This window comes from Streptomyces sp. NPDC025806 (genome assembly GCF_055558275.1).
Map to the genome: position 1 here is coordinate 138,901 of NZ_JBVHMU010000017.1, position 26,432 is coordinate 165,332.

Genomic DNA, 26,432 nt, shown 5'->3' on the forward strand with positions numbered 1-26,432 from the left:
ATGACTGATCTGACCCCTGAATCCACCGCATACCGCGCCGCTCTCGACGTCATCCGGGGCGTGGAGCCCCGCGTCGCCGACGCCATCGGCCAGGAGCTCACCGACCAGCGCGAGATGCTCAAGCTGATCGCCTCCGAGAACTACGCGTCCCCGGCCACTCTGCTGACCATGGGCAACTGGTTCAGCGACAAGTACGCCGAGGGCACCGTCGGCCGCCGCTTCTACGCCGGCTGCCGCAACGTCGACACCGTGGAGTCCCTCGCCGCCGAGCACGCCCGTGAGCTCTTCGGCGCCCAGCACGCCTACGTCCAGCCGCACTCCGGCATCGACGCCAACCTCGTCGCCTTCTGGGCCGTGCTCGCCGACCGTGTCGAGGTGCCCTTCCTGGCGAAGACGGGCGTCCGCCAGATCAACGACCTGACCGACGCCGACTGGGCCGAGCTGCGCCACGCCTTCGGCAACCAGCGCATGCTCGGCATGTCCCTGGACGCGGGCGGCCACCTCACCCACGGCTTCCGCCCCAACATCTCCGGCAAGATGTTCGACCAGCGCTCCTACGGCACCGACCCGGCCACCGGCCTGATCGACTACGAGGCGCTGCGCGCACAGGCCCGCGAGTTCAAGCCGCTGATCATCGTCGCCGGTTACTCGGCCTACCCCCGCCTGGTGAACTTCCGCATCATGCGGGAGATCGCGGACGAGGTCGGCGCCACCCTGATGGTCGACATGGCACACTTCGCCGGCCTCGTCGCCGGCAAGGTGCTCACCGGTGACTTCGACCCGGTGCCGCACGCCCAGATCGTCACCACCACCACCCACAAGTCGCTGCGCGGCCCGCGCGGCGGCATGGTGCTGTGCGACGACTCCCTCAAGGACCAGGTCGACCGGGGCTGCCCGATGGTGCTCGGCGGCCCCCTGCCGCACGTCATGGCCGCCAAGGCCGTCGCCCTGGCCGAGGCCCGGCGCCCCGAGTTCCGCACCTACGCCCAGTCCGTCGTCGACAACGCCCGTGCTCTCGCCGAAGGCCTCACCCGTCGCGGTGCCACCCTCGTCACCGGCGGTACGGACAACCACCTCAATCTGATCGATGTCGCCACCTCCTATGGTCTGACCGGCCGCCAGGCCGAGTCCGCGCTCCTTGACTCCGGCATCGTCACCAACCGCAACGCCATCCCCGCCGACCCGAACGGCGCCTGGTACACCTCCGGGATCCGCATCGGCACGCCTGCCCTGACCACGCGTGGTCTGGGCACCGCCGAGATGGACGAGATCGCCGCACTGATGGACCGAGTGCTGGCGGCGGCCGAGCCCGGCACCACCAGCAAGGGCACCAAGTCCAAGGCCCAGCACGTCCTGGACGCCAAGATCGCCGAAGAAGTGTCCCACCGGGCCGCCGACCTGCTCGCCGGCTTCCCGCTCTACCCCACCGTCGACCTCACCTGATCCGAGGTCCGATGCACCGGGCTCCCTCCGGCCGGTCCGGAGACGGGCCCGGTGCACAGGGCCCGTCGGCAGTCCTGATCGAGCCGGGGCGGCCCGGCAGCGAACGGGAGCTTCATATGTCCCGCAGTTCCTGACGTGGGCCGTGCTCTCTGCGCCGACGAACCTCCGCCACGCTTCGGGGCAAGCCGGCGACCACCGGTCGGACCAGTAGTGCCAACGCGGCACCGGCCAGCACGCCAGGCACCACCCACCACCAGCCGGCTGCCGCCGGTGCCGAGGCCGAGTCGGCGGCAGATACCGGAGAATCCGTCGCCCGGGTGTCCGGCTTCGCCATCGCGAGAGGCTTCGACGGCTCGGGGCCAGGCAACCCAGAGCCGGTGCCGCTCGACGACCGTTTCCCCATCACCCCGAGCTCGCGCATCAGAGACCGCAGCTCAGCAGGCTTCTCGGCGGTGTGCCAAACCCCGTTCATGCTGTTCATGTCGGTCGACGTGTGGATCCAGACGTCCGTGCTGCCCGGCGTGCCCGGATAGACGCGGTCCGCGCGCCAAGGCTTGATGTCGTGCAGCAGCCACGTCACGTTGAGCTGCCGGCCGGCGCCGACTCCCAGGCCCGGCGGTAAGGCCTCTTCGGTCTCGCCCGGCTCTCCGAGCAGTCGGGCCATCCGCCTGTAGTTCTTGTCGCTGAAATAGAGCGACGCGCTTTCCCTGCTCTCCGGCGACACGACCAGAACGCTCGTCGACCCGCCCGCCGAGGCCTGAGCCGCGCCCCACAGGAACAGCCCCAGCGTCGCCGCCAGAGCTGTGAACAGGGCGGCCAGATTCCGTACCGTACGCATGCGATTCCCCCCAGTCGATCAACCGGCTCGGCCCCTCCGCGCCGGTTCACTTCTGGTACACCGCTCGTGCCGTCCAGGTTCCGCCCCCAGCGGGTTTTTCTTCCCGCCCGGCGGCGCCATCGGCGGCAGCCGCGAGTCCGTGGCTCCACCCCCGTCCCCCTCACAGGCTTCCGCCCCGATCGTTCGTGGAGCGCGCGATCTTCAGCGCCCTCTCCTCGGATGCCACACCCTCCAAGCGCAGCGTGAGATGCGAGCCGTGGGTCCACAGCAGGGCCGGACCGGTCGTGCGCTCCGCCTGACGCCACGGCTGTCCTTGATCGTCAAGCATCCGGAGACTCGGCCCATGCTTCCGTGCGAACCACAGCCCGGTCTCCCGGCCCACGGACACGAGGGCCGGAGGGCCCGCGACGGTCTCGGCGAATCCGATGTCCAGACGGGCAGGGAACTCGTCGAGACGTACCGTGCGGCCGCCCTCCTCCCGCCAGCACAGGCTGATCAGCGGGCGACCAGCCGGCTCGTACGTCACGGCGATCGAGTCGGGAGGCCCCAGCTCGGCCGGGACCAGGGGCCGGAACCCCGCCCGCACCACGGCCTCGTCCATGGCGAGCGGCGCACCACATCCAGGCACAGGGGGGCCCGGTGCCGGTGAGACCGGCGGATCGTAGTGGACCTCGACCCCGCCGAAGCCGAACCAGTCGTAGACCGAAGCCCGGACCGGCGGTGTGAGCACGACGACCGTGGCCACACCACACAGGGCGGCGGTCAGCACCCGCCACCGCCGACGTACCCATCGCCCTGTCCGACGCGCCTGCTCACGCGGCCCGGGAGGCCCAGGCGCTTTGGTGGCAGGCGGTGGCACCTGCTCGGCGATGATCTGTGCCAGCACGCGCTCCGCCATGGTCTCGCCCGCGCCGTCCGGCCCGTTCATGAACCGTCCCAGCGCACGGAGCTCCTCGGGCAGCCTGGGCGGTTCATCTCGAGGCTCGCTCATGCCTGTCACCTCCCTTCCCCGGCCGCGGCGCCGGGACTCGCGGAGCCGTGTGGCCCGCCGGCAACAGCTGTCCCAGCTTGCGCAGCGCGCGATTGAGCCGGGACTTGACCGTGCCACGCGGCCAGCCCAGAGCCTGAGCCGTCTCCGCCTCGTCCATCTCGAGCAGATAGCGGTGCACGACGACCAGCCGGTGCTCCTCACTCAGTAGTTCCAGCGCGGCCAGCAGCTCGGCGCGGCGCTCCACCTCGACCGCCGCGACCACAGGATCGGCCGATTCCGGTATCAACGGCTCGGCCTCGACCATCGCTGCTTCCCGGCCGGCGGCCGACCGCTGTCGACCCGCCGACCTCACTGTGTTCCTTGTCTCATTGGCGACGATCTTCAGCAGCCACGGCTTGAAAGCCGAGCCGTCCTTGAACCGCCCCAAGCTGCGATACGCCTTGAAGAAGGACTGCTGTACGACATCCTCGGCATCGGCCCCCGCGCCCAGCGCCTTCGCTGCTCGCAGGGCGATGCCGGTGAAGGCGCGAACCAGCTCCGCGTACGCCTCCGGCTCTCCGGCGCGCACACGGGCGATCACCGCACCTTCGTCGACGACGCGGCCCACCTCCAGGACTTCCCCCGGTGTCCTCACACGCTTGATACACCGGTCGACGGTGATCGGTTCCCACTCGGAACGCCCGAGTTCTCACGGTCCGTCACGGCACGCTCCGGCCGGACCCGGGGATTCCCTCACGCGACGCCCGGACGTCGCGAACCTGACCCCGAGCAATGAGAGACACCTGAGAGAATGAGGGCATGGCCTCTGATCGTCCCCGCGTGCTCTCCGGAATCCAGCCCACCGCAGGCTCGTTCCACCTCGGCAATTACCTCGGTGCGGTCCGCCAGTGGGTGGCGCTGCAGGAGTCCCACGACGCCTTCTACATGGTGGTGGACCTGCACGCGATCACTGTCCCGCAGGACCCCTCGGAACTGCGTGCGAACACCCGGCTCGCCGCCGCGCAGCTCCTCGCCGCAGGGCTCGATCCGGACCGCTGCACGCTCTTCGTCCAGAGCCACGTCCCCGAGCACGCTCAGCTCGGCTGGGTCATGAACTGCCTCACGGGTTTCGGTGAGGCGAGCCGCATGACGCAGTTCAAGGACAAGTCCGCCAAGCAGGGTGCGGACCGCGCCACGGTCGGCCTCTTCACGTACCCGATCCTGCAGGTCGCGGACATCCTTCTCTACCAGGCCCACCAGGTGCCGGTCGGTGAGGACCAGCGGCAGCACATCGAGCTCACGCGCGACCTGGCCGAGCGTTTCAACGGGCGCTTCGGCGAGACCTTCACCATCCCGGCGCCGTACATCCTGAAGGAGACGGCCAAGATCTACGACCTTCAGGACCCGTCGATCAAGATGAGCAAGTCGGCGTCGACGCCGAAGGGCCTCATCAACCTCCTCGACGAGCCGAAGGTCACCGCGAAGAAGGTCAAGAGCGCGGTCACCGACACCGAGACCGTCATCCGCTACGACGCGGAGAACAAGCCGGGCGTCAGCAACCTGCTCAGCATCTACTCCACCCTCACCGGCACCGGTATCCCGGAACTGGAGCAGAAGTACGAGGGCAAGATGTACGGTGCGCTGAAGACGGACCTGGCTGAGGTCATGGTGGACTTCGTGACTCCGTTCCGGACCCGCACGCAGGAGTACCTGGACGACCCGGAGACGCTCGACTCGATCCTGGCCAAGGGTGCGGAGAAGGCGCGGGCCGTCGCCGCCGAGACGCTCGCCCAGGCGTACGAAAAGATCGGCTTCCTGCCCGCCAAGCACTGAGCCCGCACCGGCTGTGCGCCCGCCCGCCCACCAGACGACGACAGGAGTATGACGTGGGGACCGTAACGATCGGTGTCTCGATCGCGGTCCCGGAGCCTCACGGCAGCCTGCTCCAGGAGCGGCGTGCGGGCTTCGGTGACCCCGCGGCACACGGCATTCCCACGCACATCACCCTGCTCCCGCCGACCGAGGTGGAGAGCGGGGACCTGGCGGCGATCGAGGCGCATCTGACGGAGGTCGCGTCCGCCGGGCGCCCCTTCGCGATGCGCCTGTCCGGGACGGGAACGTTCCGTCCTCTGTCACCCGTTGTGTTCGTACAGGTCGTCGAGGGCGCCGAGGCCTGTACCTGGCTGCAGAAGCAGGTGCGCGACGCCTCAGGTCCTGTCGCGCGCGACCTGCAGTTCCCGTACCACCCCCACGTCACCGTGGCGCACGGCATCGCCGAGGAGGCGATGGACCGCGCGTTCGCGGAGCTGGCCGAGTACGAGGCCGCCTGGCCGTGCACCGGGTTCGCCCTGTACGAGCAGGGGGCCGACGGCGTGTGGCGGCGCCTGCGGGATTTCACCTTCGGTAAGTCGTCGCTGCCCGCGCAGGCGCCCGGACGCTCGATGCGTTCGCGCCGCCTGCGCGCGAGCTGAGGTGCCCCCGGTACTCCCGGGTCAGACCGGGAGCCTGCGGAACACCGGACGCGGTACGTGGCGCAGCGCTGACATGATCACGCGCAGCGCACCCGGTACCCAGACCGTCTCCGACCGGCGTCGCAGGCCCGTCTCGATGGCCAGTGCGACCGCTTCGGGCGTCGTCGCCATCGGGGCCTCGTCCAGGCCGGCCGTCATCTTCGACCGCACGAATCCGGGCCGCACCACCATGACGTGCACGCCGGTGCCGTGGAGTGCGTCGCCCAGACCCTGAGCGAAGGCGTCGAGTCCGGCCTTGCTCGATCCGTAGATGAAGTTGGCCCGGCGGGCACGCTCGCCCGCGACGGACGACAGGACGACGAGCGAGCCGTGGCCCTGGGCCTGGAGTGCCCGCGCGCAGATGAGCCCGGCCGACACGGCGCCGGTGTAGTTGGTCTGCGCGACCCGCACCGCCGACAGCGGTTCACCCTCGTCGTGGGCCTGGTCGCCGAGGATGCCGAAGGCCAGCAGCACCATGTCGATGTCGCCCTCGGCGAAGACCTTCCCGAGCACCTCCTCGTGAGCCTCCGAGTCGAGGGCGTCGAACGAGACGGTTCGGGCGTCGGCCCCCATCCGGCGCAGCTCGGCTGCCGCGCTGTCGAGTGCGGGGGAGGGGCGACCCGCCAGCCACACGGTACGGGTGCGGCGCGTGACGAGCCGACGGGCCGTGGCGAGCGCGATCTCGGACGTGCCGCCGAGGATGAGCAGGGACTGGGGAGTTCCGAAGGCGTCCTTCATGAGATCCAAACTCCAATGAGTCGAGGCCGGGAACGCGGTGACGCGCCGGGCCGGAGGCCGACCGTGTCCCGGTCGGGGGAATTCGGCGGGGCGGATCCGGAACCTGTGCGGGCCGAGCGGTGTATGAGAAGTGACACCGGCGCGGAGGGCCCGCGCCGGCAGAGGGGGAAGCCACATGGCAGGTCAGATGGGGACGGGAAGTCGGAAAGATCTCGTTGCTCTGGTACGGCAGTTGAGGGCCGTCGCGGGCGGCGGCAGCGCCGGTCGGGGCGGCTTCGGCGGTGAAGGCGCACGGTATGCCGGCTCGCGGGTGAGCCTGCGTGTCACGACGGCGGACGCGCCCGGCCTGCGAGCGCCGGGGCTCACAGCTCCAGGCGCCGGGACAGGTCGGAGCGGAAAACGCCTCGCGGGTCCAGGCGGGCCCGGAGCGCGCGGAAGTCCTTCAGGCGCGGATACATGGAGGACAGAAGCTCGGGCCTGAGGCGGGAGTCCTTCGCGAGATAGACGCGCCCGCCCGCAGCAGCCACGTCCTCGTCGAGTGCGTCGAGGAAGGAGCCGAGGCCGGGCAGGTTCGCCGGGATGTCCAGGGCCAGGGTCCAGCCCGGCATCGGGAAGGAGAGCCATCCCGGATCCGCTTCCCCGAAGCGTTTGAGGACTGCGAGGAAGGAGGGGCATCGCCGGTCGGAGATGCGCTGCACGATACGGCGGAGGGACTCCTCCGCTCCGTATCCGACGACGAACTGGTACTGGATGAAGCCGCTGCGCCCGTAGATGCGGTTCCAGTGCGGGACGCCGTCGAGAGGGTGGAAGAACGTCGACAGCTTCTGGAGGTCCCCGACGCGGGACTTGGGGGCCTTGCGGAACCACAGTTCGTTGAAGGCGCCGACGGTCGTGCGGCCCAGCAGCCCCTCCGGCAGGAAGGAGGGTGCCGCGGGGAGCCGGCCCGGGCGGAAGGAGAGAGGGGAGCGGCGTGCGCGGGAGGGCAGGGCGTCCAACGGGGCGTGGTCGCCGCGGGTGAGTACGGAGCGGCCCATGGAGGCACCGCGGGCGAGGAGATCGATCCAGGCCACCGAGTAGCGGTACTGGTCGTCGGTGGCGGTCAGTCGGGCCATCAGATCGTCGAGGTCGGCCGCGCGTTCGGTGTCCACCGACATCAACGAGGTCTCGACCGGCAGTAGTTGGATCGTGGCGGTGAGGATGATCCCGGTCAGGCCCATGCCGCCGGCTGTGGCGTCGAACAGTTCGGTTCCCTGCTCGACGATGTGGACCTGGCCGTCGGCCGTGAGCAGTTCCAGAGCCAGTACATGGCGTGAAAAAGAACCCGACACGTGGTGGTTCTTGCCGTGGATGTCGGCGCCGATGGCGCCGCCGACCGTGACGTAACGCGTGCCCGGCGTCACCGGGACGAACCAGCCCAGAGGAAGGAGCACTTCCATCAGCCGGTGCAGCGAGACACCGGCGTCGCACAGCACGGTGCCGGCGGAGGCGTCGATGGCGTGGATGCGGTCGAGGCCGGTCATGTCCAGCACCGCGCCACCCGCGTTCTGTGCCGCATCGCCGTAGGCCCGGCCCAGGCCGCGAGCGATACCGCCCCTGCGCCCAGGGGCTCCGCACGCGCGGACGGCGGCTGCGGTCTCTTCGTAGGAGCGGGGGCGGATGAGGTGGGCTGAGGTGGGGGCGGTGCGGCCCCATCCGGTGACCGGTACGGAGTCGTAGCCGGGGCTCGGTACGGGGTGGGGAGCGGAGGACGAGGGCGTGGGGTGAGGTCGCGGGGCCGAGTCCGAGGATGTGGCTGCCGATGCGGATTCGGACGGCGGTGCAGCCATGAGGGGGGACGCGGAAACGGGGGTGGAGACGGGGTCGGCAGCCATGGAAGAGACCGTATCGCCCCATAAAGAGAGCTTTGCTCTGAATCTAGCGATTGCTCACCGAAATGAGTGATTGATCGGGTGTCATACAAAATTGCCCGAGTTTATTGATGTTTTGGGATTCAGAGTGAGCCACATGGACGACATGGATCGCCGATTGCTGTCGGCACTACGGGACTGTGGCAGGGACCGGCGCGTGGCGACGGCCGCGCGAGCGCTGTCCTGGGTCGGCGAGCATGGCGCACTCTGGCTGGCGGCCGGTTTGGCAGGGGCCGCGATGGATCGGGAGCGGCGTGGGGCCTGGCTGCGTGGCACCGCGCTGACCGCGGGCGCGCACCTGGCCAGCATGGGCGTGAAGCACGTGGTGCGGAGGCCGCGCCCCGGCGCGGAGGAAGGCGTGGAGCCGCTGGTCCGGACGGCGGGCCGACATTCGTTCCCCAGCTCGCACGCCGCGTCGGCGGCAGCCGCAGCGGTGGCGTACGGGGCGTTGCGGCCGGCCGGGGCGCGGTTCGTTCCGCCAGTGGCCGCGGCGATGTGTGTCTCACGGATGGTCGTGGGCGTCCACTACCCCTCCGATGTCGCGGCAGGTGCGGCGCTGGGGGCGCTGACGGTCCGGCTGGGAGCCCGCTGGATGAACGGGGGTGTGGCGAGGTGACGAAGCGCAAGGAGACGGGGGAGCAGGTGCGTGAAGCGGGGCAGTACGAGGGCGGGGAGCGTCGGCACCGGACATCCGGGCGGGAGGGCCCGCCGAAAGCGCAGGGGCGGAAGGGGGCTGAACACACTGAGGTGGACGGGAACGGGCGCCGGGGAGCCGGCACCCCACTGATCGGGGCGGCGCGGCGTTCCGGCTCGGCCACGGCGCTGCTCGAGCGGCCGCGGGCCGTGGAGCCGGAGTCCGAGGAGCCCAGGCGGCGGGGGCTGGCCTCGGGGATCCTCAGGACGGCCCGGCCGCGGCAATGGGTCAAGAACGTGCTCGTGGTGGCTGCGCCGGCAGCGGCCGGGGAGCTGTTCTCGTGGCATGCCGTGACGCAACTCGCGATGGTCTTCGGGCTGTTCACCGCGGCGGCATCCGCGGTGTACCTGATCAACGACGCGCGGGACGCCGAGGCCGACCGGGCACACCCGGTGAAGCGGAATCGGCCCGTGGCCGCGGGACGGGTCTCTGTGCCGGTCGCCTATGCGGTCGGGGGAGCGCTCGCGGTTCTCGCGCCGGCCGCGGCGGCCCTGCTCTGCAATCCGATGACCGCGGTGCTGCTCACGGCCTATGTCGCCATGCAGCTGGCGTACTGCGTCAGCCTCAAGCATGTGCTGGTCGTCGACCTGGTGGTGGTGACCACCGGGTTCCTGATGAGAGCCATGATCGGCGGGCTCGCGCTTGGGATTCCGCTGTCGCGCTGGTTTCTGATCACCACGGGGTTCGGCGCGCTGTTCATGGTCTCGGCGAAGCGGTACTCGGAAGCGGTCCAGATGGTGGGGAAGGCCGGGGCCACGCGGGCTCTGCTCACCGAGTACACGACCGGATACCTGCGGTTCGTGTGGCAGTTGGCGGCGGGGGTCGCCGTTCTCGCGTACTGCCTGTGGGCGATGGAGGAGGGGGGCGTGGCGCGCAGCAGCCTGTTGCCTTGGCGGCAACTGTCGATGGCGGCATTCATCCTGGCCGTCCTCAGATACGCCGTGTTCGCGGACCGGGGGACGGCGGGCGAGCCCGAGGACGTGGTGCTGAAGGACCGGGCGCTGGCGGTCATCGGGATGGTGTGGCTGGCGATGTACGCGCTCGCGGTTGTCGATTGGTGACGGCACCGGCCGGCCCGGCCGGCTCGGGCAGCAGCCGCCGGAGTCCCACCGTGGGTCACAGGTGAGGTGAGAGAGACGACAGAGGTGGGAGATGTGGGAGAGGTGAGCGAGGTGGGGAACGTGATGGTGGGTGGTGATCGGCGGTCGGGCGGCCTCGGGCGGGGAATGGCCGGGCGGGTGCGGGCGATGGGGCCTGAGCTGGTGGGGTTCGCGGCGGTGGGTCTCTGCGCCTATGCCGCCGATCTGGGGCTGTTCGTCTGGCTTCGGGGGCCGGTGGGGATGGGTCCGATCAGTGCCAAGGCGTTGTCGTTCGTGGCGGGTTGCTCGGTGGCCTACCTGGGGAATGCGCTCGGGACCTACCGGAGAAGAGCTGCGGCTGCGGGGGTGTCGCGGCTGCGGCAGTACGGGGTGTTCTTCGCGGTGAATGTGGCCGGGGCGTTGGTTCAGTTGCTGTGTATCGCGGTCTCGCACTACGGGCTCGGGTTCACGTCACCTCAGGCCGACACGATCTCGGGGGCCGGCGTGGGGATGGTGCTGGCCACGGTGTTGCGGTTCTGGGGGACTCGGACTCTGGTCTTCCGGTCCAGACCCGGCGCGGTGGACGGTGCCGTCGTGCCGCATGCGATGGAACCGGCTGAACGGGGCAGGCTGGGATCATGGACTGGCTGAAAAGACTCCCCGTCGTCGGCCCGGTGGTCGTCCGCCTGATGCGGACGCACGCCTGGCACGCCTATGAACGGCTGGACGCCGTGCACTGGGCGAGACTCGCGGCGGCGATGACGTTCATCAGCTTCCTGGCGCTCTTCCCTCTGCTCACGGTGGCGGCGGCGATCGCGGCCGGCACGCTCGGGCCCGAGCGGCAGCACCAGTTGGAAACGAAGATCGCCGATCAAGTTCCGGGGATCTCCGACCAGTTGGATCTGGGTGCGTTGATCGACAACGCGGCGACGGTCGGGCTGGTGGCTGGCGCGCTGCTTCTGTTCACGGGCGTGGGATGGGTCGGTTCGATAAGGGAATGCCTGCGGGCCGTGTGGGAGTTGCCGGACACCGACGAGAACCCGGTCCTGGTCAAGCTCAAGGACACCGGGGTGCTGATCGGGCTCGGGGCTGCGGGGCTCGCGTCCATGGCGGCATCGACCATCGCGTCCTCGGCGGTCGGCTGGACGGCGGATCAGCTCGGGATCAACGAGGCGGGGTGGGGCGGGGCGCTGTTGCAGGGGGCGGCGTTCGCGGTGGCGGTGCTGGCGGACTTCCTGGTGCTGCTCTACGTACTGACCTTGCTGCCCGGGGTGCAGCCGGAGCGGCGGGATCTGTTCACAGCGGCGCTGATCGGGGCCGCGGGGTTCGAGCTGCTCAAGCTGCTCCTCGGCGGCTATATGAGGGGCGTCGCGGCGAAGAGCATGTACGGGGCGTTCGGTACGCCGGTCGCGTTGCTGCTGTGGATCAACTTCACGGCGAAGTTGATTCTGTTCTGCGCGGCGTGGACGGCTACGAGGAGCGGGGCGGCGGCCGAGGAGGACGAAGCGCTGGAGGAGGGCGCGGGGGAGGAGGACGCCGGGGCGTAGGGGCAGCGCCCCGCACCCAGCCCCACTTTCGGCGCCCACCTGAAGCACCCCGTCGTCCGCACCCCACCAGAGGCACCCCGCCTGAAGGACCCCACCTGAACACCCCGCCTGAAGCACCCCGTCTGAAGTACCCACCGACACACCCCGCTCCGCCCCGTCCTCCGTCAGCCCGGAGGGGAGGCGCGTCCGGCTGGGTCGGCCGTCACGCATGGAGCGGGGCGCAAGGATGGCGGAGTCAGTTCTTCGGGTGGAGGGGCCACTTCTTGCGGACTGCGAAGACCGCTCCGGCCAGGACGACCAGGATGCCGCCGCAGATGGCGAGGGCGATGCCGATGCCGCTGGAGCCCTCCGTGTCGGCCACCGAGGCGTGGGCCTGGGGCTTGGCGGGGCCGGCCTTGCCGTGGTCGCCGTCGGTGCCTGCGGCGCCGGGGGCCGTGGAGGCCGCGCTCTTGGGCGGGACGAGGCTGCCGACCGGGGTGACCTTGCCGTCGGCGGCGAAGCCCCAGTCGAGGAGGCGGGCCGTCTCCTTGTAGACGGCGTGGGACTCCGTGGAGTGCGGGGTCATGACGGTGACGAGGAGGACGCGGTTGTTGCGCTCGGCGACGCCGGTGAAGGTGGCGCCGGCGTTGGTGGTGTTGCCGTTCTTGACGCCGGCGATGCCCTTGTAGGGGGAGAGGCCCAGGTCGCCGGTGAGGAGGCGGTTGGTGTTCTGGATCGCGAAGCGCTTGGTGGTCTTCCCCTTCTTCTGCTTCAGGGGGAACTTGGCGGTGGCCGTGGCGGCGTACTCGCGGAAGTCGGCCTTCTGCAGGCCCGAGCGGGCGAAGAGGGTGAGGTCGTAGGCGGAGGAGGTCTGACCGGGGGCGTCGTAGCCGTCGGGGCTGACGACGTGGGTGTCGAGGGCCTGGAGTTCCTCGGCGTGGGCCTGCATGTCCTTGACGGTCTGGCCGACGCCCTGGTTCATGGCGGACAGGACGTGGACGGCGTCGTTGCCTGAGCGGAGGAAGACGCCGAGCCACAGGTCGTGGACGGTGTAGGTGTAGTTCTCCTTGATGCCGACGGAGCTGGAGCCGGCGCCGATGCCGGCCAGGTCGGACGGGACGACCTTGTGGGTCGTGCTCTTGGGGAACTTGGGCAGCACCGTGTCGGCGAAGAGCATCTTCATGGTGCTCGCCGGGGGCAGCCTCCAGTGGGCGTTGTGCGAGGCGAGGACGTCACCGGACTCGGCGTCCGCGACGATCCAGGACTTGGCCGTCAGGTCCTTCGGCAGGACGGGGGCGCCGCCGCCCAGGTCGACCTGGGTGCCCGGGCGGCCGAGACGGGCGCCGCCGATCTCCGACATCTTCGCCGGAGGCTTGGCCTGGCCGGTGGAGCCCTTGCCCGACTTGTCGTCCGGCTTGTCCACCGCGGCGGCCGGGAGCGTCGCGGTCAGGGACAGGGCGGAGGCGGTGAGCAGAAGCGCGGAATTGAGCAGTGTGGAACGGAAACGACCGTTCGCGCGCGCGGACTTCTTCGAATACGACGCATGGGAGGCAGGCACGGTCGGAAACGTACATGTAGCGGGTCGGTAAGTCTTCGCCGAGGTGTTCTGTGTCTCAGGAGTTGTGCCGGGTGCCGTGTCCCGCGTCGGGGCCGGTCCGCCCGCGGTCCCGCGCTGCTCCGCACCCCGGCGGCGGAGCGCGGCGGCGGCTGGCGATACTGAGGGTATGAAGCTCAGCCGCCCCGTCTCCTGGTTCCTGCTCGCCTTCGGGGTGTGGAGCTGGTTCATCTGGATCACTTTCGTCAAGAACCTGTGGAAGGACGGCAGCGGCCTCGCGTTCGACGACGCCGGGGATCCGACCGCGTACTTCTGGGTGCATCTGACGCTGGCCGTCGTCTCCTTTGTCTTGGGGACGGTGGTCGGGGTCATCGGGTTCCGCGGTGTGCGGGCCCTGCGCCGAACCTCGTAGGCGACCGGGGACATGGTCGTTCTCTTTGTGCTGATCGCCCTGTTTGTCCTGGGCGTGCTCGGCGGGCTGCACTACTACGCCTGGCGGCGCCTCGTGCGGGACACGACGGCGGGGCCGGGGTGGGTGCGGCGCGGCGGGGCGGTGGTGTTCGCCGTCGGGCCTGTGCTGATGTTCGCGGCGTTGGTCGCGGAGCGGACGGGGGCGCCGTTCCTGTTGCAGCAGGTGCTGGCGTGGCCGGGGTTCCTGTGGATGGCGTTCGCGCTGTACCTGGTGCTGGCCTTGCTGGTGGGGGAGGTTCTGCGGCCCGTGCTGCGGCGTCTGCTCGATCGCCGGGCCGGCAGGCGTGGCGAGGCGGCCGAGGCGGCCGAGGTGGCTGAGGTCATGGCCCAGCATGCGGCCGAGCCTGTGCCTGCCGGAAAGCCCGACGCCCGCGCTCCCGACTCGGCCCCCACCCCCGGCTCAACCCCCGTTCCCACCCCCACCCCCACCCTCACCCCGAGCGTCGCCCCCACCCGCCGCCTGATCCTGGCCCGGGCCGTAGGGGGTGCCGCGGCTGTCGCCGCCGCCGGGGTCGTGGGGAACGGGGCGTACGGCGTGCTGCGCGGGCCGAAGGTGAAGCGGGTGACCGTGCCGCTGGCCAAACTGCCGCGCGCGGCGCACGGGTTCAGGATCGCGGTGGTCAGCGATGTCCACCTGGGCCCCGTGCTGGGCCGGGGGTTCGCGGAGCGGGTCGTCGAGATCGTGAACGGGACGCAGCCGGACCTGATCGCGGTCGTCGGTGACCTGGTCGACGGGAGCGTGGAGGACCTCGCATCGGCGGTGGCGCCGCTGTCCCGGTTCCGGTCGCGGCACGGGACGTACTTCGTGACGGGCAACCACGAGTACTTCTCCGGCGCCGAGCCCTGGGTCGAGCACGTCCGGGAGATCGGGATGCGGCCGCTGGCCAACGCCCGGGTGGAGCTGGGGGCGTTCGATCTCGCCGGGGTCAACGACATCGCGGGCGAGAACCACGGCGACGGCCCCGACTACGCGAGGGCGCTCGGCGACCGGGACCGTTCCCGGGCCGCCGTGCTGCTCGCGCACCAGCCCGTGATGATCCACGAGGCGGTCAGGCACGGCGTCGATCTCCAGCTGTCCGGACACACGCACGGCGGGCAGCTGTGGCCCGGCAACTTCATCGCGGACGCGGCCAATCCGACCCTGGCGGGCCTGGAGCGGTACGGGGACACGCAGTTGTACGTCAGCCGGGGCGCCGGGGCCTGGGGGCCGCCGGTACGGGTCGGGGCGCCGTCCGACGTCACGGTGGTCGAGCTGGCGTCGAAGCAGGCCTGAGAGCCGGCACCGCGCCCACTGAGGAGGATTCGTAGAGGGGCGGTAGCCTGACGTGCGGCTTCACGGGAAGCCCACACTGTGGAGGCGGAAAGACCGCGCTGTGGAGATCGGTCGGACCGCTTCGGAACAGGTGGGACCCCCGCACACGTCGGATACCTCGAAATTCCCTCTTCCCCCAGGTCAAACACTGTGATTCAGTGATAACCGTCACTGGGGAGGGACGTTTGATGCGCGCGGTTCGACTGCGAGTCATCGCGACGGTTGTGGTAATCGTCGCGGCGGGGCTCGGCGGCTGGCAGTTGTTGCCGGAGAAGAGCGACGGAGAAAAGACCGTCAGGGTGGGGACGACGGACGCGGTCACGTCGCTGGACCCCGCGGGCGCGTACGACGCGGGCTCGTGGGCGCTGTACAGCAATGTGTTCCAGTCGCTGCTGACCTTCGCGCCGGGCGGCACCACGCCGGAGCCGGACGCTGCCAAGGGGTGCCGTTTCGTCGGTAAGTGGCTGCGCACGTACCGCTGCGAGCTTCAGCCGGACGTCAAGTTCCCGAGCGGCCGGGCGATGACCGCGAAGGACGTGAAGTTCTCCTTCGACCGCGTGCGCAGGATCAACGATCCGGTCGGCCCGGCCTCGCTGCTCGACACGCTCGACAAGGTGGAGGCGAACGGGCTGACGGTCACGTTCCACCTGTCGTCGCCGGACGCCACGTTCCCGTTCAAGGTCGCGACCGGCGCGGGCGCCATCGTCGACCGGGAGATCTACCCGGCGGACGCGCTGCGCCCCGGCGGGCGGATCGACGGCACGGGCCCCTATGTCCTCAAGGCGTACAAGGCCGGCAGCCGGGCCACGCTCGTGCCGAACAAGAACTACAAGGGCCCCGCGAAGGTCCCCACGCACCCCACCGAGCTTCGCTACTTCAAGGACTCCGACGCGCTCGAGTCCGCGTGGAAGAGCCACGCCGTGGACGTCGCCGCGCGCCAGCTGCCGCCCGCGATGCTGGCCGGTCTGTCGACCGGTGACCAGAAGCAGCGGGTCACGGAGGTCGACGGCGCCGAGACGCGCAACCTGGTGCTGAACGTGCGGGCGGGCAAGCCCCTGCACGAGCGCCGCGTCCGGCAGGCGCTGGCCTCGCTCATCGACCGGGACAAGCTGGTCGCAAAGGCCTACAAGGGCACGGTGGACTCGCTGTACTCCGTGGTGCCGCGCGGGATCACCGGGCACACGACGGCGTTCTTCGACGCGTACCCGCAGCCGGACGTGGAGCGGGCCCGCCGGCTGCTGGCCGAGGCCGGGGTGACGACGCCGGTCCGCTTCGAGTTCGCGTACTCGCGCGGTGCGGCGTCGAAGGCGGAGGCCGAGGAGATCGCGCGGCAGGTCGGGGGGACCGATCTGTTCGAGGTGACGCCGAAGTACTACGACTGGGCCGAGTTCCAGAAGCGGTACTCGGCGGGCAAGCTCGACGCGTACGGGGTCGGCTGGCTGCCGGACTTCCCGGACCCGGACACGTTCACGGCGCAGCTCGTGCGCACCGGCTCGGGCATGCACAACGGGTACAGCAGCAAGCGGGTGGACGCGCTGATCCTGGCGAGCCAGGAGTACGAGGACCGCGGGCGCACGCTCAGGGACCTGCGCACGCTCCAGGAGGACGTCGCGGACGACGTGCCGCTGATCCCGCTGTGGCAGCGCAAGGAGTACGTGCTCAGCACGGAGGACGTGACCGGCGGGCAGTACCTGTCGGACGGGACGGGCGTGTTCCGCCTCTGGGCGCTCGACTGGATCTGACGGCGGGACCCGTGGACGACGGCGGCTGTCAGGCCTTCCTGCGCCGCCGTCCCGAGGGGCGGCCCCGGCGGCGCAGCGCCAGCAGCCCGCCGCCGGCGAGTGCCGCGACCGCCGCGGACCCGCCCAGCGCCAGCGCCTCCTTGCGTTCACCGGACGGCGCCGGCCCGGACGGCGCGGAGGCCGTGCGCGTCGAATCGGCCGGAGCCCCCTGCTCACCGCCCGACTTCGAGGCCCCGCCCCGCCCTTCCGGCTGCGCCCCCAGCATGCCGACCGGCGTCACCCGGTCCACTGCGCCGAAGCCCCAGTCGAGCAGTGCCGCGGTCTCCTCGTACACCGCCTCGTAGCCGGACTTCGGGCGCAGGACGGTGACGATGAGGGTGCGGCCGGCGCGGGTGGCGGCCCCGGTGAAGGTGTTGCCGGCGTGCGAGGTGTAGCCGTTCTTGACGCCGATCAGCCCCTCGTACGGGGTCACGCCCTGGCCGGTGAGCAGTCGGTCGGTGTTCTGCATCTGGAAGGTCTTGCCGCCGCCCGCGGGGAAGTCGGCGGTCTTCGTGGCGCAGTACGCGCGGAAGTCGTCGTTCCTGAGCCCGGCGTGGGCGAAGAGCGTCAGGTCGTACGCCGACGACACCTGCCCCGGGTGGTCGAAGCCGTCGGGGCTGACCACGTGCGTGTCCTTCGCGCCGAGCTCCTCGGCCCGCCGCTGCATCTCCCGCACGGTCTTCGCGATGCCCCCGTTCATCGAGGCGAGCACATGCACGGCGTCGTTCCCGGAGCGCAGGAAGACGCCCTGCCACAACTGCCGGACCGTGTACGTGGTCCCGGCCTGGATGCCGACGAGGCTGGAGCCCGCCGGGATCCCGGCCAGGTCGGCGGCGGTCACCCGATGCTTCTCGTCGGCGCCGAACCGCGGCAGCACCGTGTCCGCGAACAGCATCTTCAGCGTCGACGCGGGCGGCAGCGCGCGGTGCGCACCGGAGGCGGCGAGGACCTTGCCGCTGTCGTGGTCGGCGACCAGCCAGGCCCGCGCGTTGAGTCTCGGCGGTCTCGGAACCCCCGACCTCCCCGGGGCCATGGGCGCGGCGGACGCGCGCGGCGCGGGCAGAGCGAGAGCGGTGGCCGCGCCGAACCCGATGCCGAGGGCGGCGCGGCGGCTGAACTGCGGAGACGAGGTGGTGCCGGGCATCTGGCGAACGTACAGGTGAAAGACCAGGTAAAGGACAGCGGGTGACCGAACCCACCCGGACCCGCCCGCGCTCACCCCACTCCGGCCCCGGCCCCGGACCCTGCCCCGCCCGCGCTCACCCTTCCCCGGACCCGGACCCGGACCCGGACCCGGACCCGGACCCGGACCCCGCCCCGCCAGGCTCCGCCCCGCCCCGCGTCATCCCCGGCAGGAAGTCGATGAACAGCTCGTGCACCTCCAGGACGAGCGGCCGCAGCACCCGGAACCGGGCGAGCGCCACGCCCCGCGTGGTCAGCCGGGCCCCCCGCTCCGCCAGCCGCCGGCTGCGCTCGCGCCTCTCCGAGCTGTCGAACACCCAGTACAGGACGAGCCCCATCTGGGAGAGCCACATCAACTCGGGCAGGATCTGCGCCAGTTCCGCCGGGACCTTCGCCTTGGACCCGGCGAGGACCTCCCGGTGCACGGAGATCGCGGCCTCCCGCGCATGCTCCGACTCGGCCGAGAACGGGCTGAGCGGGGAGTCCGGGTCGGCCGCGTTCTTGAAGAACTGGGCGGCGAACTCGTGGTACGGCTCGGCGATCTCCAGCCAGACCCGGAGCACGCCCGCGAGCCGCTTCTCCAGATCGGTCTCCGTGTCGAGCACGGGCCGGACCGCCGCCTGGTGCTCGGCGGCGATCCGGTCGTAGAACCCCTGGATCAGGTGTTCCTTGCCCGCGAAGTAGTAGTACGCGTTGCCGACCGAGACCCCGGCCTCCTGGGCGATGGCCCGCATGGTGGTCTTGTCGTAGCCCCGCTCCCGGAACAACCGCATCGCGGTCTCCAGGATCAGCGCCCGCGTCTGCTCGCTCTTGGCGGGCTTGTCGGCGCTTGTGCGCCGGACGGCCCCGGGTTCTTCAGTAGCCACGGTCACCGAGCCTAATCGGCCGCGTCATCCGTGCGGCAACCGCTGTCGCAGGCGGGCGCCCCGTCCCCGTACCCGTACGCCTCCTGGAACCAGCCGTCCCGGTCGGGCCGGTCCGGGGACCGCTCCGGCGACGAGGCCGGCGGCTCGAAGGTCCAGCCGTACCGCGGGTCGTACGTCCATCCGTCCTCGCGCCGGTACACCCCGCCCCCGGCCTGCCGTGTCCGGTGCGCCTCCCGGTACTTCGCCGCGGCGAGCACCACCTGCTTGGCGACCTTCATGCCCGCGGGCGTGGTCATCCGGTGCGCCGTCGCGCGGTGCTCGCGCAGCGCCCACATGCACACGACCCAGGCGGCCGAGCCCTGGTAGACCTGCCCGCCGTCGCCGATCACCGTGATGTCGCCGAGCGTGGCCGCGTGGTCGATCCCCGGGTAGCGGGCCCGCGCCTCGTCCGAGCCCGCCGCGACGAACTCCAGCGGGACGAGTTGGCGCTGCCGCCCGAGCCAGCCCCGGGCGAACGTGCACAGCGGGCAGTCCGCGTCGTACAGGACCGTGAGCCGGCGGACCGGGACGTCCCCCCAGGCGTCCCGGGCCGCCGGACGGACGGCCGCCCCTGTCGAGGTCACGCTCCGGCCACCGGAGCGGTCCACGCCTGGGGCGGCACCGGCGGCTGCTGCTCGCGCTCCATGACGCCGCGCCGCCGGATCTTGTTGAGGACGTAGACGTTGCCCAGGTGCATGGCGCCGAGGACGAGGAGCACCACGCCGAGCTTGGTCGACAGGGCCTCGAAGACCCCGCGCGCGTCGGCGATGGTCGCGTCGCCGCTCAGGTAGAGCGCGACGAATCCGAGGTTCACGAGGTAGAAGCCGACCACCAGCAGGTGGTTGACCGCCTCGGCGAGCTTCTCGTTCCCGTGCAGCACGTCGGCCAGGAAGATCCGGCCGTTGCGGCTGAGCGTGCGTGCCACCCAGATGGTCAGCCCGATGCTGATGACGAGGTAGACGACGTACGCGACGACTGTGAGGTCCATGCCCCACCCTCCTTGAACGCGTTCAAAAACGCTGACGTGCAGGACAGTAGACCTGTTTTTGAACACGTTCAAGCGGAGGGCGGCGTGCGTGACGCGGCTCTCAATTCCCGCTCAACGGGCAGTGGTCGGCGGGCCGTAAGGGGAATGCTCAGCTCCGGGCGAGCTCCGGCCGCTTGGCGTAGTCGGTGAACCCGATGACGTTCCCCCACGGGTCGGCGATCTCGACGACGTACCCGGTGGACGTGGACAAGGGAGGCGCGAGCGGCTCGATGCCCGCCTCGCTCAGCGCCCGCGCCGTCGCCCGCGCGTCCCGCACCTCCAGCCACAGCCGCGCGGCGGGCCACGGCACCGGCCGGGGCCCGAACCCCTCCTCGGTGCGCAGCAGCAGCCCCGGGGTTTCCCCGCCGGCCCCCAGGAGCGCGATCCCGGCCTCGTCGAGGCGGAACGTCACGGGGAACCCGGCGCGCTCGTAGAAGGCGACGGCCTCGGGCAGGTCGCCCACCGGCAGGAGGGCGTTGTCGAACCCGAGGACGCCCAGGTCGGACTTGCTGGAGGTCAGTGACATTCCGTCAGATTAGCGGGCGTATCCCCACGGACCGATCCGCGGCGCTCCGGTGACCGCGGTCATCAGGCAGTACAGGGAGGTCGACGCGGCGAGGAACATGATGTTGTTCTTCGGGCCGCCGAACACCACGTTCGCCACCGGCTCCGGCGTCAGCAGCCTCCCCAGCAGCGTCCCGTCCGGGTCGTAGCAGTGCACGCCGCCGCCCATGGCCGCCGCCCACAGCCGGCCGCCGTCGTCGAAGCGGATGTTGTCGAAGCGGCCGAGCCCCTCCTTCGTCTCGGCGAACACCTTGCCGTCCGAGAGGGTCCCGTCGTCCCGTACGTCGAAGACGCGCAGGACGCCGGAGCGCGTGTCGGAGACGTACAACTCGCTCTCGTCGGCGGAGAAGACGAGCCCGTTCGGCGCCCCGAAGCAGTCGGCGACCAGGCGGACCTCGCCGCTGACGGGGTCGATCCGGTAGACGTTGTTCGCCCCGATCTCCGATGCGCCGCGGTGGCCCTCGTAGTCGCTCGTGATCCCGAAGTCCGGGTCGGAGAACCAGATCGAGCCGTCCGAGCGCACCACCGCGTCGTTCGGGCTGTTGAGCCGCTTGCCCTCCCAGCGGTCCGCGAGCACGGTCAGGCTGCCGTCGTGCTCGGTGCGCGTCACGCGCCGGTTGCCCTGCTCGCAGTGGATCAGCCGGCCCTCGCGGTCGAGGGTGTTGCAGTTGACGTGGCCGGCCGGGGAGCGGAAGACGCTCACGTGGCCGCTCTGTTCGTCCCAGCGCAGCAGCCGGTCGTTGGGGATGTCGCTCCACACCAGCTGGCGCCAGGCGGGCAGATAGACGGGCCCCTCGGCCCAACGGCTGCCGGTGTGCAGGACCTGAAGGAAGTCGTCCCCGTTGGCGCACCGTCCGGTGCGGAAGCGCTCGTCCAGGATTTCGTACGACACGGGAATGCGATCTATGGACACGATCATCCTCTACGGGTGCGAGACCGAATGTCATCCTGTCGCACAGGACTATGCCAGAACGAGGTACGGTGACGCCATGGAGATCGTGGATGACATCGACCGCAAGCTGATCGCGGCCCTCCAGCGCGACGCGACGACCGCGTACGCGGCGCTCGGCCAGGAGGTCGGCCTGTCCACCGGCGCCGCCCACGAGCGCGTCCGCAAGCTGCGCGAGCGCGGTGTCGTGCGCCGCACGACCGTCGACGTGGACCCGGCGGCCCTCGGACAGGGCGTGCTCGCCTACGTGATGGTCGAGTCCTCGGCCTGGATGGGCGATTCGGCGGACTCCTTCGCCGCGATCCCCGAGATCGTGGAGGCGCACGTCATCGCGGGCAGCGCCTCGGTCCTCGTGAAGGTCCGCTCGGCGACGACCGAGCAGCTCCAGGACGTGCTGCGGCGGCTCTACGCGATCGACGGGGTGAGCGGCACCCAGGCGACGGTGGTCCTGGAGACCTTCTTCGAACGGCCGGTGTCGACCGGCACGGACGGGCCGGGGAACGGCTGAGGGCCCCGCCCCACCGGAGAAGTCCGGGGGAACGGGGCCCTCACAGCCCTGCGGGAACCAGGATCAGTAGCGGCGCGTGATGAGCGCGCGCTTCACTTCCTGGATCGCCTTGGTGACCTCGATGCCACGCGGGCAGGCGTCCGTGCAGTTGAAGGTGGTGCGGCAGCGCCACACACCGTCACGGTCGTTGAGGATCTCCAGGCGCTGCTCGCCGGCCTCGTCGCGCGAGTCGAAGATGAACCGGTGGGCGTTCACGATCGCGGCCGGACCGAAGTACTGGCCGTCGTTCCAGAACACCGGGCAGGACGACGTGCACGCGGCGCACAGGATGCACTTGGTGGTGTCGTCGAAGCGCTCACGGTCCTCGGCGGACTGCAGACGCTCACGCGTCGGCTCGTTCCCCTTCGTCACCAGGAACGGCATGACGTCCCGGTAGGCCTGGAAGAACGGGTCCATGTCGACCACGAGGTCCTTGAGCACGGTGAGGCCCTTGATGGCCTCGACCGTGATCGGCTTCTCGGGGTTGATGTCCTTGATGAGCGTCTTGCAGGCAAGGCGGTTCTTGCCGTTGATGCGCATCGCGTCGGAGCCGCAGATGCCGTGCGCGCACGAGCGGCGGAAGGTCAGCGTGCCGTCCAGGTCCCACTTGATCTTGTGGAGACCGTCGAGCACACGCTCCTTCGGGTCGATCTCGAGCTGGAAGTCCTCCCAGACCGCGTCCGCGGAGACCTCCGGGTTGAACCGGCGGATCCGGAACGTGACCGTGATGAGGTGCGAGGACGTGGAGTCCTTCTCCAGGGCCTCCAGCTTGTCCATGGTCGGAGTAGCCATCAGTACTTACGCTCCATCGGCTGGTAGCGGGTCTGGACGACCGGCTTGTAGTCGAGACGGATGGACTCGGTGCCGTCGTCGCCGACCTCGCGGTACGCCATGGTGTGGCGCATGAAGTTGACGTCGTCGCGGTTCGGGAAGTCCTCGCGGTAGTGACCGCCGCGGGACTCCTTGCGCGCCAGGGCGGAGGTCGCCATGACCTCGGCCAGGTCGAGCAGGTTGCCCAGCTCGATGGCCTCCAGGAGGTCGGTGTTGAACCGCTTGCCCTTGTCCTGGATCGCGACGTTCTTGTACCGCTCGCGCAGCTCGGCGATCTTCTCGACCGCCGTCTTGATCGTCTGCTCGGTGCGGAACACCATCACGTTGGCGTCCATGCACTCCTGCAGCTCGTTGCGCAGGACCGCGACGCGCTCCGTGCCCGTGGAGTTGCGCAGGCGCTCGACCGTCTCCTCGACGAGCGAGGCCGGGTTCTCCGGCAGCTCGACGAAGTCGGCCTTGTGGGAGTACTCGGCGGCCGCGATGCCCGCACGACGCCCGAAGACGTTGATGTCGAGCAGCGAGTTGGTGCCGAGGCGGTTGGCGCCGTGCACGGAGACACAGGCGACCTCGCCGGCGGCGTACAGGCCCGGGACGACCGTGGTGTTGTCCGCCAGGACCTCACCCTCGACGTTCGTCGGGATGCCGCCCATGGCGTAGTGCGCGGTCGGCTGGATCGGGATCGGGTCCGTGTAGGGCTCGATGCCGAGGTACGTGCGCGCGAACTCCGTGATGTCCGGGAGCTTCGCGTCGAGCTGCTCCGGCGGGAGGTGCGTGAGATCGAGGTAGACGTGGTCGCCCTCGGGACCGCAGCCGCGGCCCTCACGGATCTCCGTGTAGATGGAGCGGGACACGACGTCACGGGACGCGAGGTCCTTCATGACCGGCGCGTACTTCTCCATGAAGCGCTCGCCGTCCTTGTTGCGGAGGATGCCGCCCTCACCGCGGGCGCCCTCCGTCAGCAGGATGCCCATGCGCCAGATGCCGGTCGGGTGGAACTGGAAGAACTCCATGTCCTCCAGCGGCAGACCCCGGCGGTAGCAGGCGGCCTGGCCGTCACCGGTCAGCGTGTGCGCGTTCGACGTCACCTTGAAGAACTTGCCGGTGCCGCCGGAGGCGTAGATGACCGACTTCGCCTGGAAGACGTGGATCTCGCCGGTGGCCAGCTCGTAGGCGACCACACCGGCGGACTTCTTGACGCCGTCCTCCTCGACCAGGAGCTGGTCCAGGACGTAGAACTCGTTGAAGAACTCCACGCCCTCCTTGACGCAGTTCTGGTACAGCGTCTGGAGGATCATGTGGCCCGTGCGGTCCGCGGCGTAGCAGGACCGGCGGACCGGCGCCTCGCCGTGGTTACGGGAGTGACCGCCGAAGCGGCGCTGGTCGATCGTGCCGTCCGGCGTGCGGTTGAACGGCAGGCCCATCTTCTCCAGGTCGAGGACCGAGTCGATGGCCTCCTTCGCCAGGATCTCGGCGGCGTCCTGGTCGACCAGGTAGTCGCCACCCTTGATCGTGTCGAAGGTGTGCCACTCCCAGTTGTCCTCCTCCACGTTGGCCAGCGCGGCGGCCATGCCGCCCTGCGCGGCGCCCGTGTGGGAGCGGGTGGGGTAGAGCTTGGTCAGCACGGCGGTGCGGCTGCGCTTGGTCGACTCGATGGCCGCGCGCATGCCCGCGCCACCGGCGCCGACGATGACGGTGTCGTACTTGTGAATCTTCACGGGTTCGCTCGCCTCGGCTTTAACGGATGTTCGGGTCGAAGGTGAAGATCACCAGCGTGCCCAGCAGGACGGTGAAGACCGTCGCGGCGTACAGCAGGCCCTTCAGCCACAGACGGGTCTGGGGGCGCTCGGCGTAGTCGTTGATGACGGTACGCAGGCCGTTGGCGCCGTGCAGCATCGCGAGCCACAGCATGAGCAGGTCCCAGCCCTGCCAGAACGGGGACGCCCAGCGGCCCGCGACGAACGCGAAGCCGATCTTGGAGACGCCGCCGTCGAGGACGAGCTGGATCAGCAGGTGGCCGAGGACGAGGACGACCAGGACGACACCGGACAGGCGCATGAAGAGCCACGCGGCCATCTCGAAGTTGCCGCGGCTGCCCTTGCCCGTCTTCGAGGTGCGCTTGCGCGGCGCCTCGATGTACGGGGCCGGGTTGTCGACGTCGTAGAGCGAGGCGCCCTCGACGGGGCCGACGCCGGAGGTGGCGGGGGTCGTGTCAGCAGACATGTCTGGCCTCAGCTCCCGAAGAGTTCACGGACGGCGTGGCCGAGGACGGGGTACAGGGCCCCGACCATCAGGACGACCCAGATACCCACGACGGACCAGAGCATCTGCTTCTGGTAGCGCGGGCCCTTCGACCAGAAGTCGACGGCGATGACACGCAGGCCGTTGAGCGCGTGGAAGAGGATGGCAGCGACGAGGCCGTACTCGAGGAGTGCGACGATCGGCGTCTTGTAGGTGGAGACAACATCGTCGTACGACTCGGGGGAGACGCGGACGAGAGCGGTGTCCAGCACGTGTACGAACAGGAAGAAGAAGATGAGGACACCGGTGACTCGATGAGCCACCCAGGACCACATGCCTTCCCGGCCGCGGTACAGCGTTCCAGCCGGCACGGAAGAACCCTCCGGGAGTGGGGACTGGGGCCGGCCGCCACGCGTAAGCCGATTGGATACAGCTCTGTCGGTCGGGCCCGGCCGGGTACGGTCCACCGGCCGCTCGACATCGTATCGACGACGTGGCGGCTCGTTCGCGCGGGGGCCCACTCGTGTGATCAAACAGGCAATCAAACAGGCACGTACGGGCTATTGCCGGACCGTTCCGGGCGGATCGCGTCCGGTGCGGCTGTACGGGTGACCGGGAGGTTCCGGACGAGTCGGGTGATTCTGCTCCGGGCGAGTCGGCGCAGCTCCTCGGCGGCGAGCGAGCGCTCCTCGTCCGGCTCCTTTCCCATGCGGTCGCGCAGCGCGCTGAGCAGATGGTCCAGGGCCTCGCCGGGCGCGGTGGCGTCGAGGAACAGTACGAAGGGGTGGCCGAAGCGGGCCTCGTACGCGGTGTGTGCGGCGGCCAGTGCGGTGTGCGCCGCGGAATAGGCCGCCGCGTCCGGGGGCCGGGCCGGCTCCTCGCGGGCCAGGGCCTGGGTGATGTCGGCGGGCGCCAGGTCGTACGCCGCCTCGTCGGCCGCGGCGAGCAGCGCGTCGAGGTCGGGGTACGGGCGGTGCGCGGCGAGCCGGTGCGCCCAGGCGAGGCTGCCGCAGCAGCGCATCAGGGCGGCTTCGGCGTGGCCCTGCGGGAGGGCGTTGAACTGGGTGAGGCCGCTGTGGCCCCCGCGAGGTGTGGCCTGAGCGGGTATGGGCAGGCGGCCCGGATCGGCGTCATGGGCGGCGGACAGCGGGTGCCTCCGGCGGCGGTGCGGGTCTGAGTTCGGGCTGTTTTGGGTCGTAACCGTAGTCATGGGTGATTGCGGGTGTCCGACGGATGCGCGAATTTCACTCGGACGGGGAGGTTTGGGAGGCGGTCGGTGGATCGGGGGAGGGCCGTCGCGCGCCTTCTCCTCGTAGGGGAGATGATCGTTCGCGGGTGCGGGTTGTCTGTGGTCGCCATGCGGTC

At 70.3% G+C, this 26,432-nt stretch carries 28 protein-coding genes; 11 read left to right on the plus strand and 17 right to left on the minus strand.

Translation table 11 applies throughout. From position 1 onward, the window contains the following. Nucleotides 1–1,443, plus strand: a complete 1,443-nt coding sequence (locus tag ACZ4E1_RS31770; protein WP_467545997.1) for a glycine hydroxymethyltransferase — start codon at nucleotides 1–3, stop codon at nucleotides 1,441–1,443. 112 nt (nucleotides 1,444–1,555) lie between these two features. Here the strand turns inward: ACZ4E1_RS31770 and ACZ4E1_RS31775 are convergent, their stop codons facing one another. The 3 genes from ACZ4E1_RS31775 to ACZ4E1_RS31785 form a co-directional block, all read right to left on the minus strand. Next, entirely contained in the window at nucleotides 1,556–2,281 is a 726-nt protein-coding gene (locus ACZ4E1_RS31775; RefSeq protein WP_467545998.1) for a hypothetical protein, read from the minus strand. Nucleotides 2,282–2,441: 160 nt separating this feature from the next. Then, a complete protein-coding gene (locus ACZ4E1_RS31780; protein WP_467546000.1) occupies nucleotides 2,442–3,272 on the minus strand; it encodes a hypothetical protein in 831 nt (276 codons plus the stop codon). Continuing rightward, nucleotides 3,253–3,852: an RNA polymerase sigma factor gene (locus tag ACZ4E1_RS31785; RefSeq protein WP_467546077.1), complete on the minus strand. Its 600-nt coding sequence runs from the start codon at nucleotides 3,850–3,852 to the stop codon at nucleotides 3,253–3,255. Before ACZ4E1_RS31785 ends, ACZ4E1_RS31780 begins: the two co-directional genes overlap by 20 nt. 218 nt (nucleotides 3,853–4,070) lie before the next feature. On the opposite strand from ACZ4E1_RS31785, the gene trpS reads away from it, so the two are divergent. Continuing rightward, nucleotides 4,071–5,084: a tryptophan--tRNA ligase gene (trpS, locus tag ACZ4E1_RS31790; protein ID WP_467546002.1), complete on the plus strand. Its 1,014-nt coding sequence runs from the start codon at nucleotides 4,071–4,073 to the stop codon at nucleotides 5,082–5,084. A gap of 53 nt (nucleotides 5,085–5,137) precedes the next feature. Continuing rightward, nucleotides 5,138–5,722 carry a 2'-5' RNA ligase family protein gene (locus tag ACZ4E1_RS31795; RefSeq protein ID WP_467546004.1) on the plus strand — a complete coding sequence of 195 codons (585 nt, stop codon included), beginning with the start codon at nucleotides 5,138–5,140 and terminating at the stop codon, nucleotides 5,720–5,722. 21 nt (nucleotides 5,723–5,743) lie between these two features. On the opposite strand, the gene ACZ4E1_RS31800 is transcribed toward ACZ4E1_RS31795, so the two are convergent. Together ACZ4E1_RS31800 and ACZ4E1_RS31805 are read right to left on the minus strand one after the other, a co-directional pair. After that, the gene (locus ACZ4E1_RS31800) at nucleotides 5,744–6,499 is read right to left on the minus strand and encodes a decaprenylphospho-beta-D-erythro-pentofuranosid-2-ulose 2-reductase (protein WP_384621059.1); all 756 of its coding nucleotides are present in this window, start codon (nucleotides 6,497–6,499) and stop codon (nucleotides 5,744–5,746) included. A 362-nt stretch (nucleotides 6,500–6,861) separates the two neighbouring features. Continuing rightward, the gene (locus tag ACZ4E1_RS31805) at nucleotides 6,862–8,325 is read right to left on the minus strand and encodes an FAD-binding protein (protein ID WP_467546079.1); all 1,464 of its coding nucleotides are present in this window, start codon (nucleotides 8,323–8,325) and stop codon (nucleotides 6,862–6,864) included. Between the two features lie 178 nt (nucleotides 8,326–8,503). Between ACZ4E1_RS31805 and ACZ4E1_RS31810 the strand changes: the two genes are divergently transcribed. The 4 genes from ACZ4E1_RS31810 to ACZ4E1_RS31825 all read left to right on the plus strand — a co-directional run bounded on the left by ACZ4E1_RS31810 (nucleotide 8,504) and on the right by ACZ4E1_RS31825 (nucleotide 11,726). Continuing rightward, nucleotides 8,504–9,022 carry a phosphatase PAP2 family protein gene (locus tag ACZ4E1_RS31810; RefSeq protein WP_467546007.1) on the plus strand — a complete coding sequence of 173 codons (519 nt, stop codon included), beginning with the start codon at nucleotides 8,504–8,506 and terminating at the stop codon, nucleotides 9,020–9,022. Between the two features lie 206 nt (nucleotides 9,023–9,228). Beyond that, nucleotides 9,229–10,161 (plus strand): decaprenyl-phosphate phosphoribosyltransferase, encoded by a 933-nt coding sequence (locus ACZ4E1_RS31815; RefSeq protein ID WP_467546081.1) that lies wholly within the window; start codon nucleotides 9,229–9,231, stop codon nucleotides 10,159–10,161. Between the two features lie 165 nt (nucleotides 10,162–10,326). Next, entirely contained in the window at nucleotides 10,327–10,830 is a 504-nt protein-coding gene (locus ACZ4E1_RS31820; RefSeq protein ID WP_467546083.1) for a GtrA family protein, read from the plus strand. Further along, nucleotides 10,818–11,726 carry a YihY/virulence factor BrkB family protein gene (locus ACZ4E1_RS31825; RefSeq protein ID WP_467546009.1) on the plus strand — a complete coding sequence of 303 codons (909 nt, stop codon included), beginning with the start codon at nucleotides 10,818–10,820 and terminating at the stop codon, nucleotides 11,724–11,726. Before ACZ4E1_RS31820 ends, ACZ4E1_RS31825 begins: the two co-directional genes overlap by 13 nt. Before the next feature lie 235 nt (nucleotides 11,727–11,961). Here ACZ4E1_RS31825 and ACZ4E1_RS31830 read toward each other — a convergent pair whose 3' ends face one another. Then, complete coding sequence (locus ACZ4E1_RS31830) at nucleotides 11,962–13,263, minus strand: D-alanyl-D-alanine carboxypeptidase family protein (RefSeq protein WP_467546011.1); 1,302 nt, start codon at nucleotides 13,261–13,263, stop codon at nucleotides 11,962–11,964. A gap of 166 nt (nucleotides 13,264–13,429) precedes the next feature. On the opposite strand from ACZ4E1_RS31830, the gene ACZ4E1_RS31835 reads away from it, so the two are divergent. The 3 genes from ACZ4E1_RS31835 (at nucleotide 13,430) to ACZ4E1_RS31845 (ending at nucleotide 16,785) form a co-directional block, all read left to right on the plus strand. Further along, nucleotides 13,430–13,672 (plus strand): SCO4848 family membrane protein, encoded by a 243-nt coding sequence (locus tag ACZ4E1_RS31835; RefSeq protein WP_223205976.1) that lies wholly within the window; start codon nucleotides 13,430–13,432, stop codon nucleotides 13,670–13,672. A gap of 12 nt (nucleotides 13,673–13,684) precedes the next feature. Continuing rightward, nucleotides 13,685–15,004, plus strand: coding sequence for a metallophosphoesterase (locus ACZ4E1_RS31840; protein WP_467546014.1), 1,320 nt, complete (start codon nucleotides 13,685–13,687; stop codon nucleotides 15,002–15,004). A 227-nt stretch (nucleotides 15,005–15,231) separates the two neighbouring features. After that, nucleotides 15,232–16,785 carry an ABC transporter substrate-binding protein gene (locus ACZ4E1_RS31845; RefSeq protein WP_467546016.1) on the plus strand — a complete coding sequence of 518 codons (1,554 nt, stop codon included), beginning with the start codon at nucleotides 15,232–15,234 and terminating at the stop codon, nucleotides 16,783–16,785. Nucleotides 16,786–16,813: 28 nt separating this feature from the next. Here the strand turns inward: ACZ4E1_RS31845 and ACZ4E1_RS31850 are convergent, their stop codons facing one another. The 6 genes from ACZ4E1_RS31850 to ACZ4E1_RS31875 form a co-directional block, all read right to left on the minus strand. Then, entirely contained in the window at nucleotides 16,814–17,968 is a 1,155-nt protein-coding gene (locus tag ACZ4E1_RS31850; protein WP_467546018.1) for a D-alanyl-D-alanine carboxypeptidase family protein, read from the minus strand. A gap of 115 nt (nucleotides 17,969–18,083) precedes the next feature. Beyond that, nucleotides 18,084–18,779, minus strand: a complete 696-nt coding sequence (locus tag ACZ4E1_RS31855) for a TetR family transcriptional regulator (RefSeq protein WP_467546085.1) — start codon at nucleotides 18,777–18,779, stop codon at nucleotides 18,084–18,086. A gap of 104 nt (nucleotides 18,780–18,883) precedes the next feature. Continuing rightward, entirely contained in the window at nucleotides 18,884–19,495 is a 612-nt protein-coding gene (locus ACZ4E1_RS31860; protein ID WP_467546019.1) for a thiol-disulfide oxidoreductase DCC family protein, read from the minus strand. After that, nucleotides 19,492–19,899, minus strand: coding sequence for a hypothetical protein (locus tag ACZ4E1_RS31865; RefSeq protein ID WP_467546021.1), 408 nt, complete (start codon nucleotides 19,897–19,899; stop codon nucleotides 19,492–19,494). The genes ACZ4E1_RS31860 and ACZ4E1_RS31865 overlap by 4 nt, the downstream gene beginning before the upstream one ends. Nucleotides 19,900–20,047: 148 nt before the next feature. After that, complete coding sequence (locus ACZ4E1_RS31870) at nucleotides 20,048–20,464, minus strand: VOC family protein (protein ID WP_467546023.1); 417 nt, start codon at nucleotides 20,462–20,464, stop codon at nucleotides 20,048–20,050. A gap of 9 nt (nucleotides 20,465–20,473) precedes the next feature. After that, nucleotides 20,474–21,421 carry an SMP-30/gluconolactonase/LRE family protein gene (locus ACZ4E1_RS31875; RefSeq protein WP_467546025.1) on the minus strand — a complete coding sequence of 316 codons (948 nt, stop codon included), beginning with the start codon at nucleotides 21,419–21,421 and terminating at the stop codon, nucleotides 20,474–20,476. A gap of 79 nt (nucleotides 21,422–21,500) precedes the next feature. Here ACZ4E1_RS31875 and ACZ4E1_RS31880 point away from each other — a divergent pair, with 79 nt between their 5' ends. Beyond that, a complete protein-coding gene (locus ACZ4E1_RS31880) occupies nucleotides 21,501–21,959 on the plus strand; it encodes an Lrp/AsnC family transcriptional regulator (protein WP_467546087.1) in 459 nt (152 codons plus the stop codon). A gap of 63 nt (nucleotides 21,960–22,022) precedes the next feature. Here the strand turns inward: ACZ4E1_RS31880 and ACZ4E1_RS31885 are convergent, their stop codons facing one another. The 5 genes from ACZ4E1_RS31885 to ACZ4E1_RS31905 form a co-directional block, all read right to left on the minus strand. Further along, nucleotides 22,023–22,790, minus strand: a complete 768-nt coding sequence (locus tag ACZ4E1_RS31885; RefSeq protein ID WP_399129053.1) for a succinate dehydrogenase iron-sulfur subunit — start codon at nucleotides 22,788–22,790, stop codon at nucleotides 22,023–22,025. Further along, nucleotides 22,790–24,544: a succinate dehydrogenase flavoprotein subunit gene (gene sdhA / locus ACZ4E1_RS31890; RefSeq protein WP_188337254.1), complete on the minus strand. Its 1,755-nt coding sequence runs from the start codon at nucleotides 24,542–24,544 to the stop codon at nucleotides 22,790–22,792. Before sdhA ends, ACZ4E1_RS31885 begins: the two co-directional genes overlap by 1 nt. 19 nt (nucleotides 24,545–24,563) lie before the next feature. Next, on the minus strand, nucleotides 24,564–25,049 hold the full coding sequence (locus ACZ4E1_RS31895; protein WP_467546028.1) for a succinate dehydrogenase hydrophobic membrane anchor subunit: 486 nt from the start codon (nucleotides 25,047–25,049) through the stop codon (nucleotides 24,564–24,566). An 8-nt stretch (nucleotides 25,050–25,057) separates the two neighbouring features. Next, on the minus strand, nucleotides 25,058–25,438 hold the full coding sequence (gene sdhC / locus ACZ4E1_RS31900) for a succinate dehydrogenase, cytochrome b556 subunit (RefSeq protein ID WP_078506261.1): 381 nt from the start codon (nucleotides 25,436–25,438) through the stop codon (nucleotides 25,058–25,060). A gap of 170 nt (nucleotides 25,439–25,608) precedes the next feature. Beyond that, complete coding sequence (locus ACZ4E1_RS31905; protein WP_467546030.1) at nucleotides 25,609–26,277, minus strand: 2-oxo-4-hydroxy-4-carboxy-5-ureidoimidazoline decarboxylase; 669 nt, start codon at nucleotides 26,275–26,277, stop codon at nucleotides 25,609–25,611. Nucleotides 26,278–26,432: the final 155 nt, after the last annotated feature.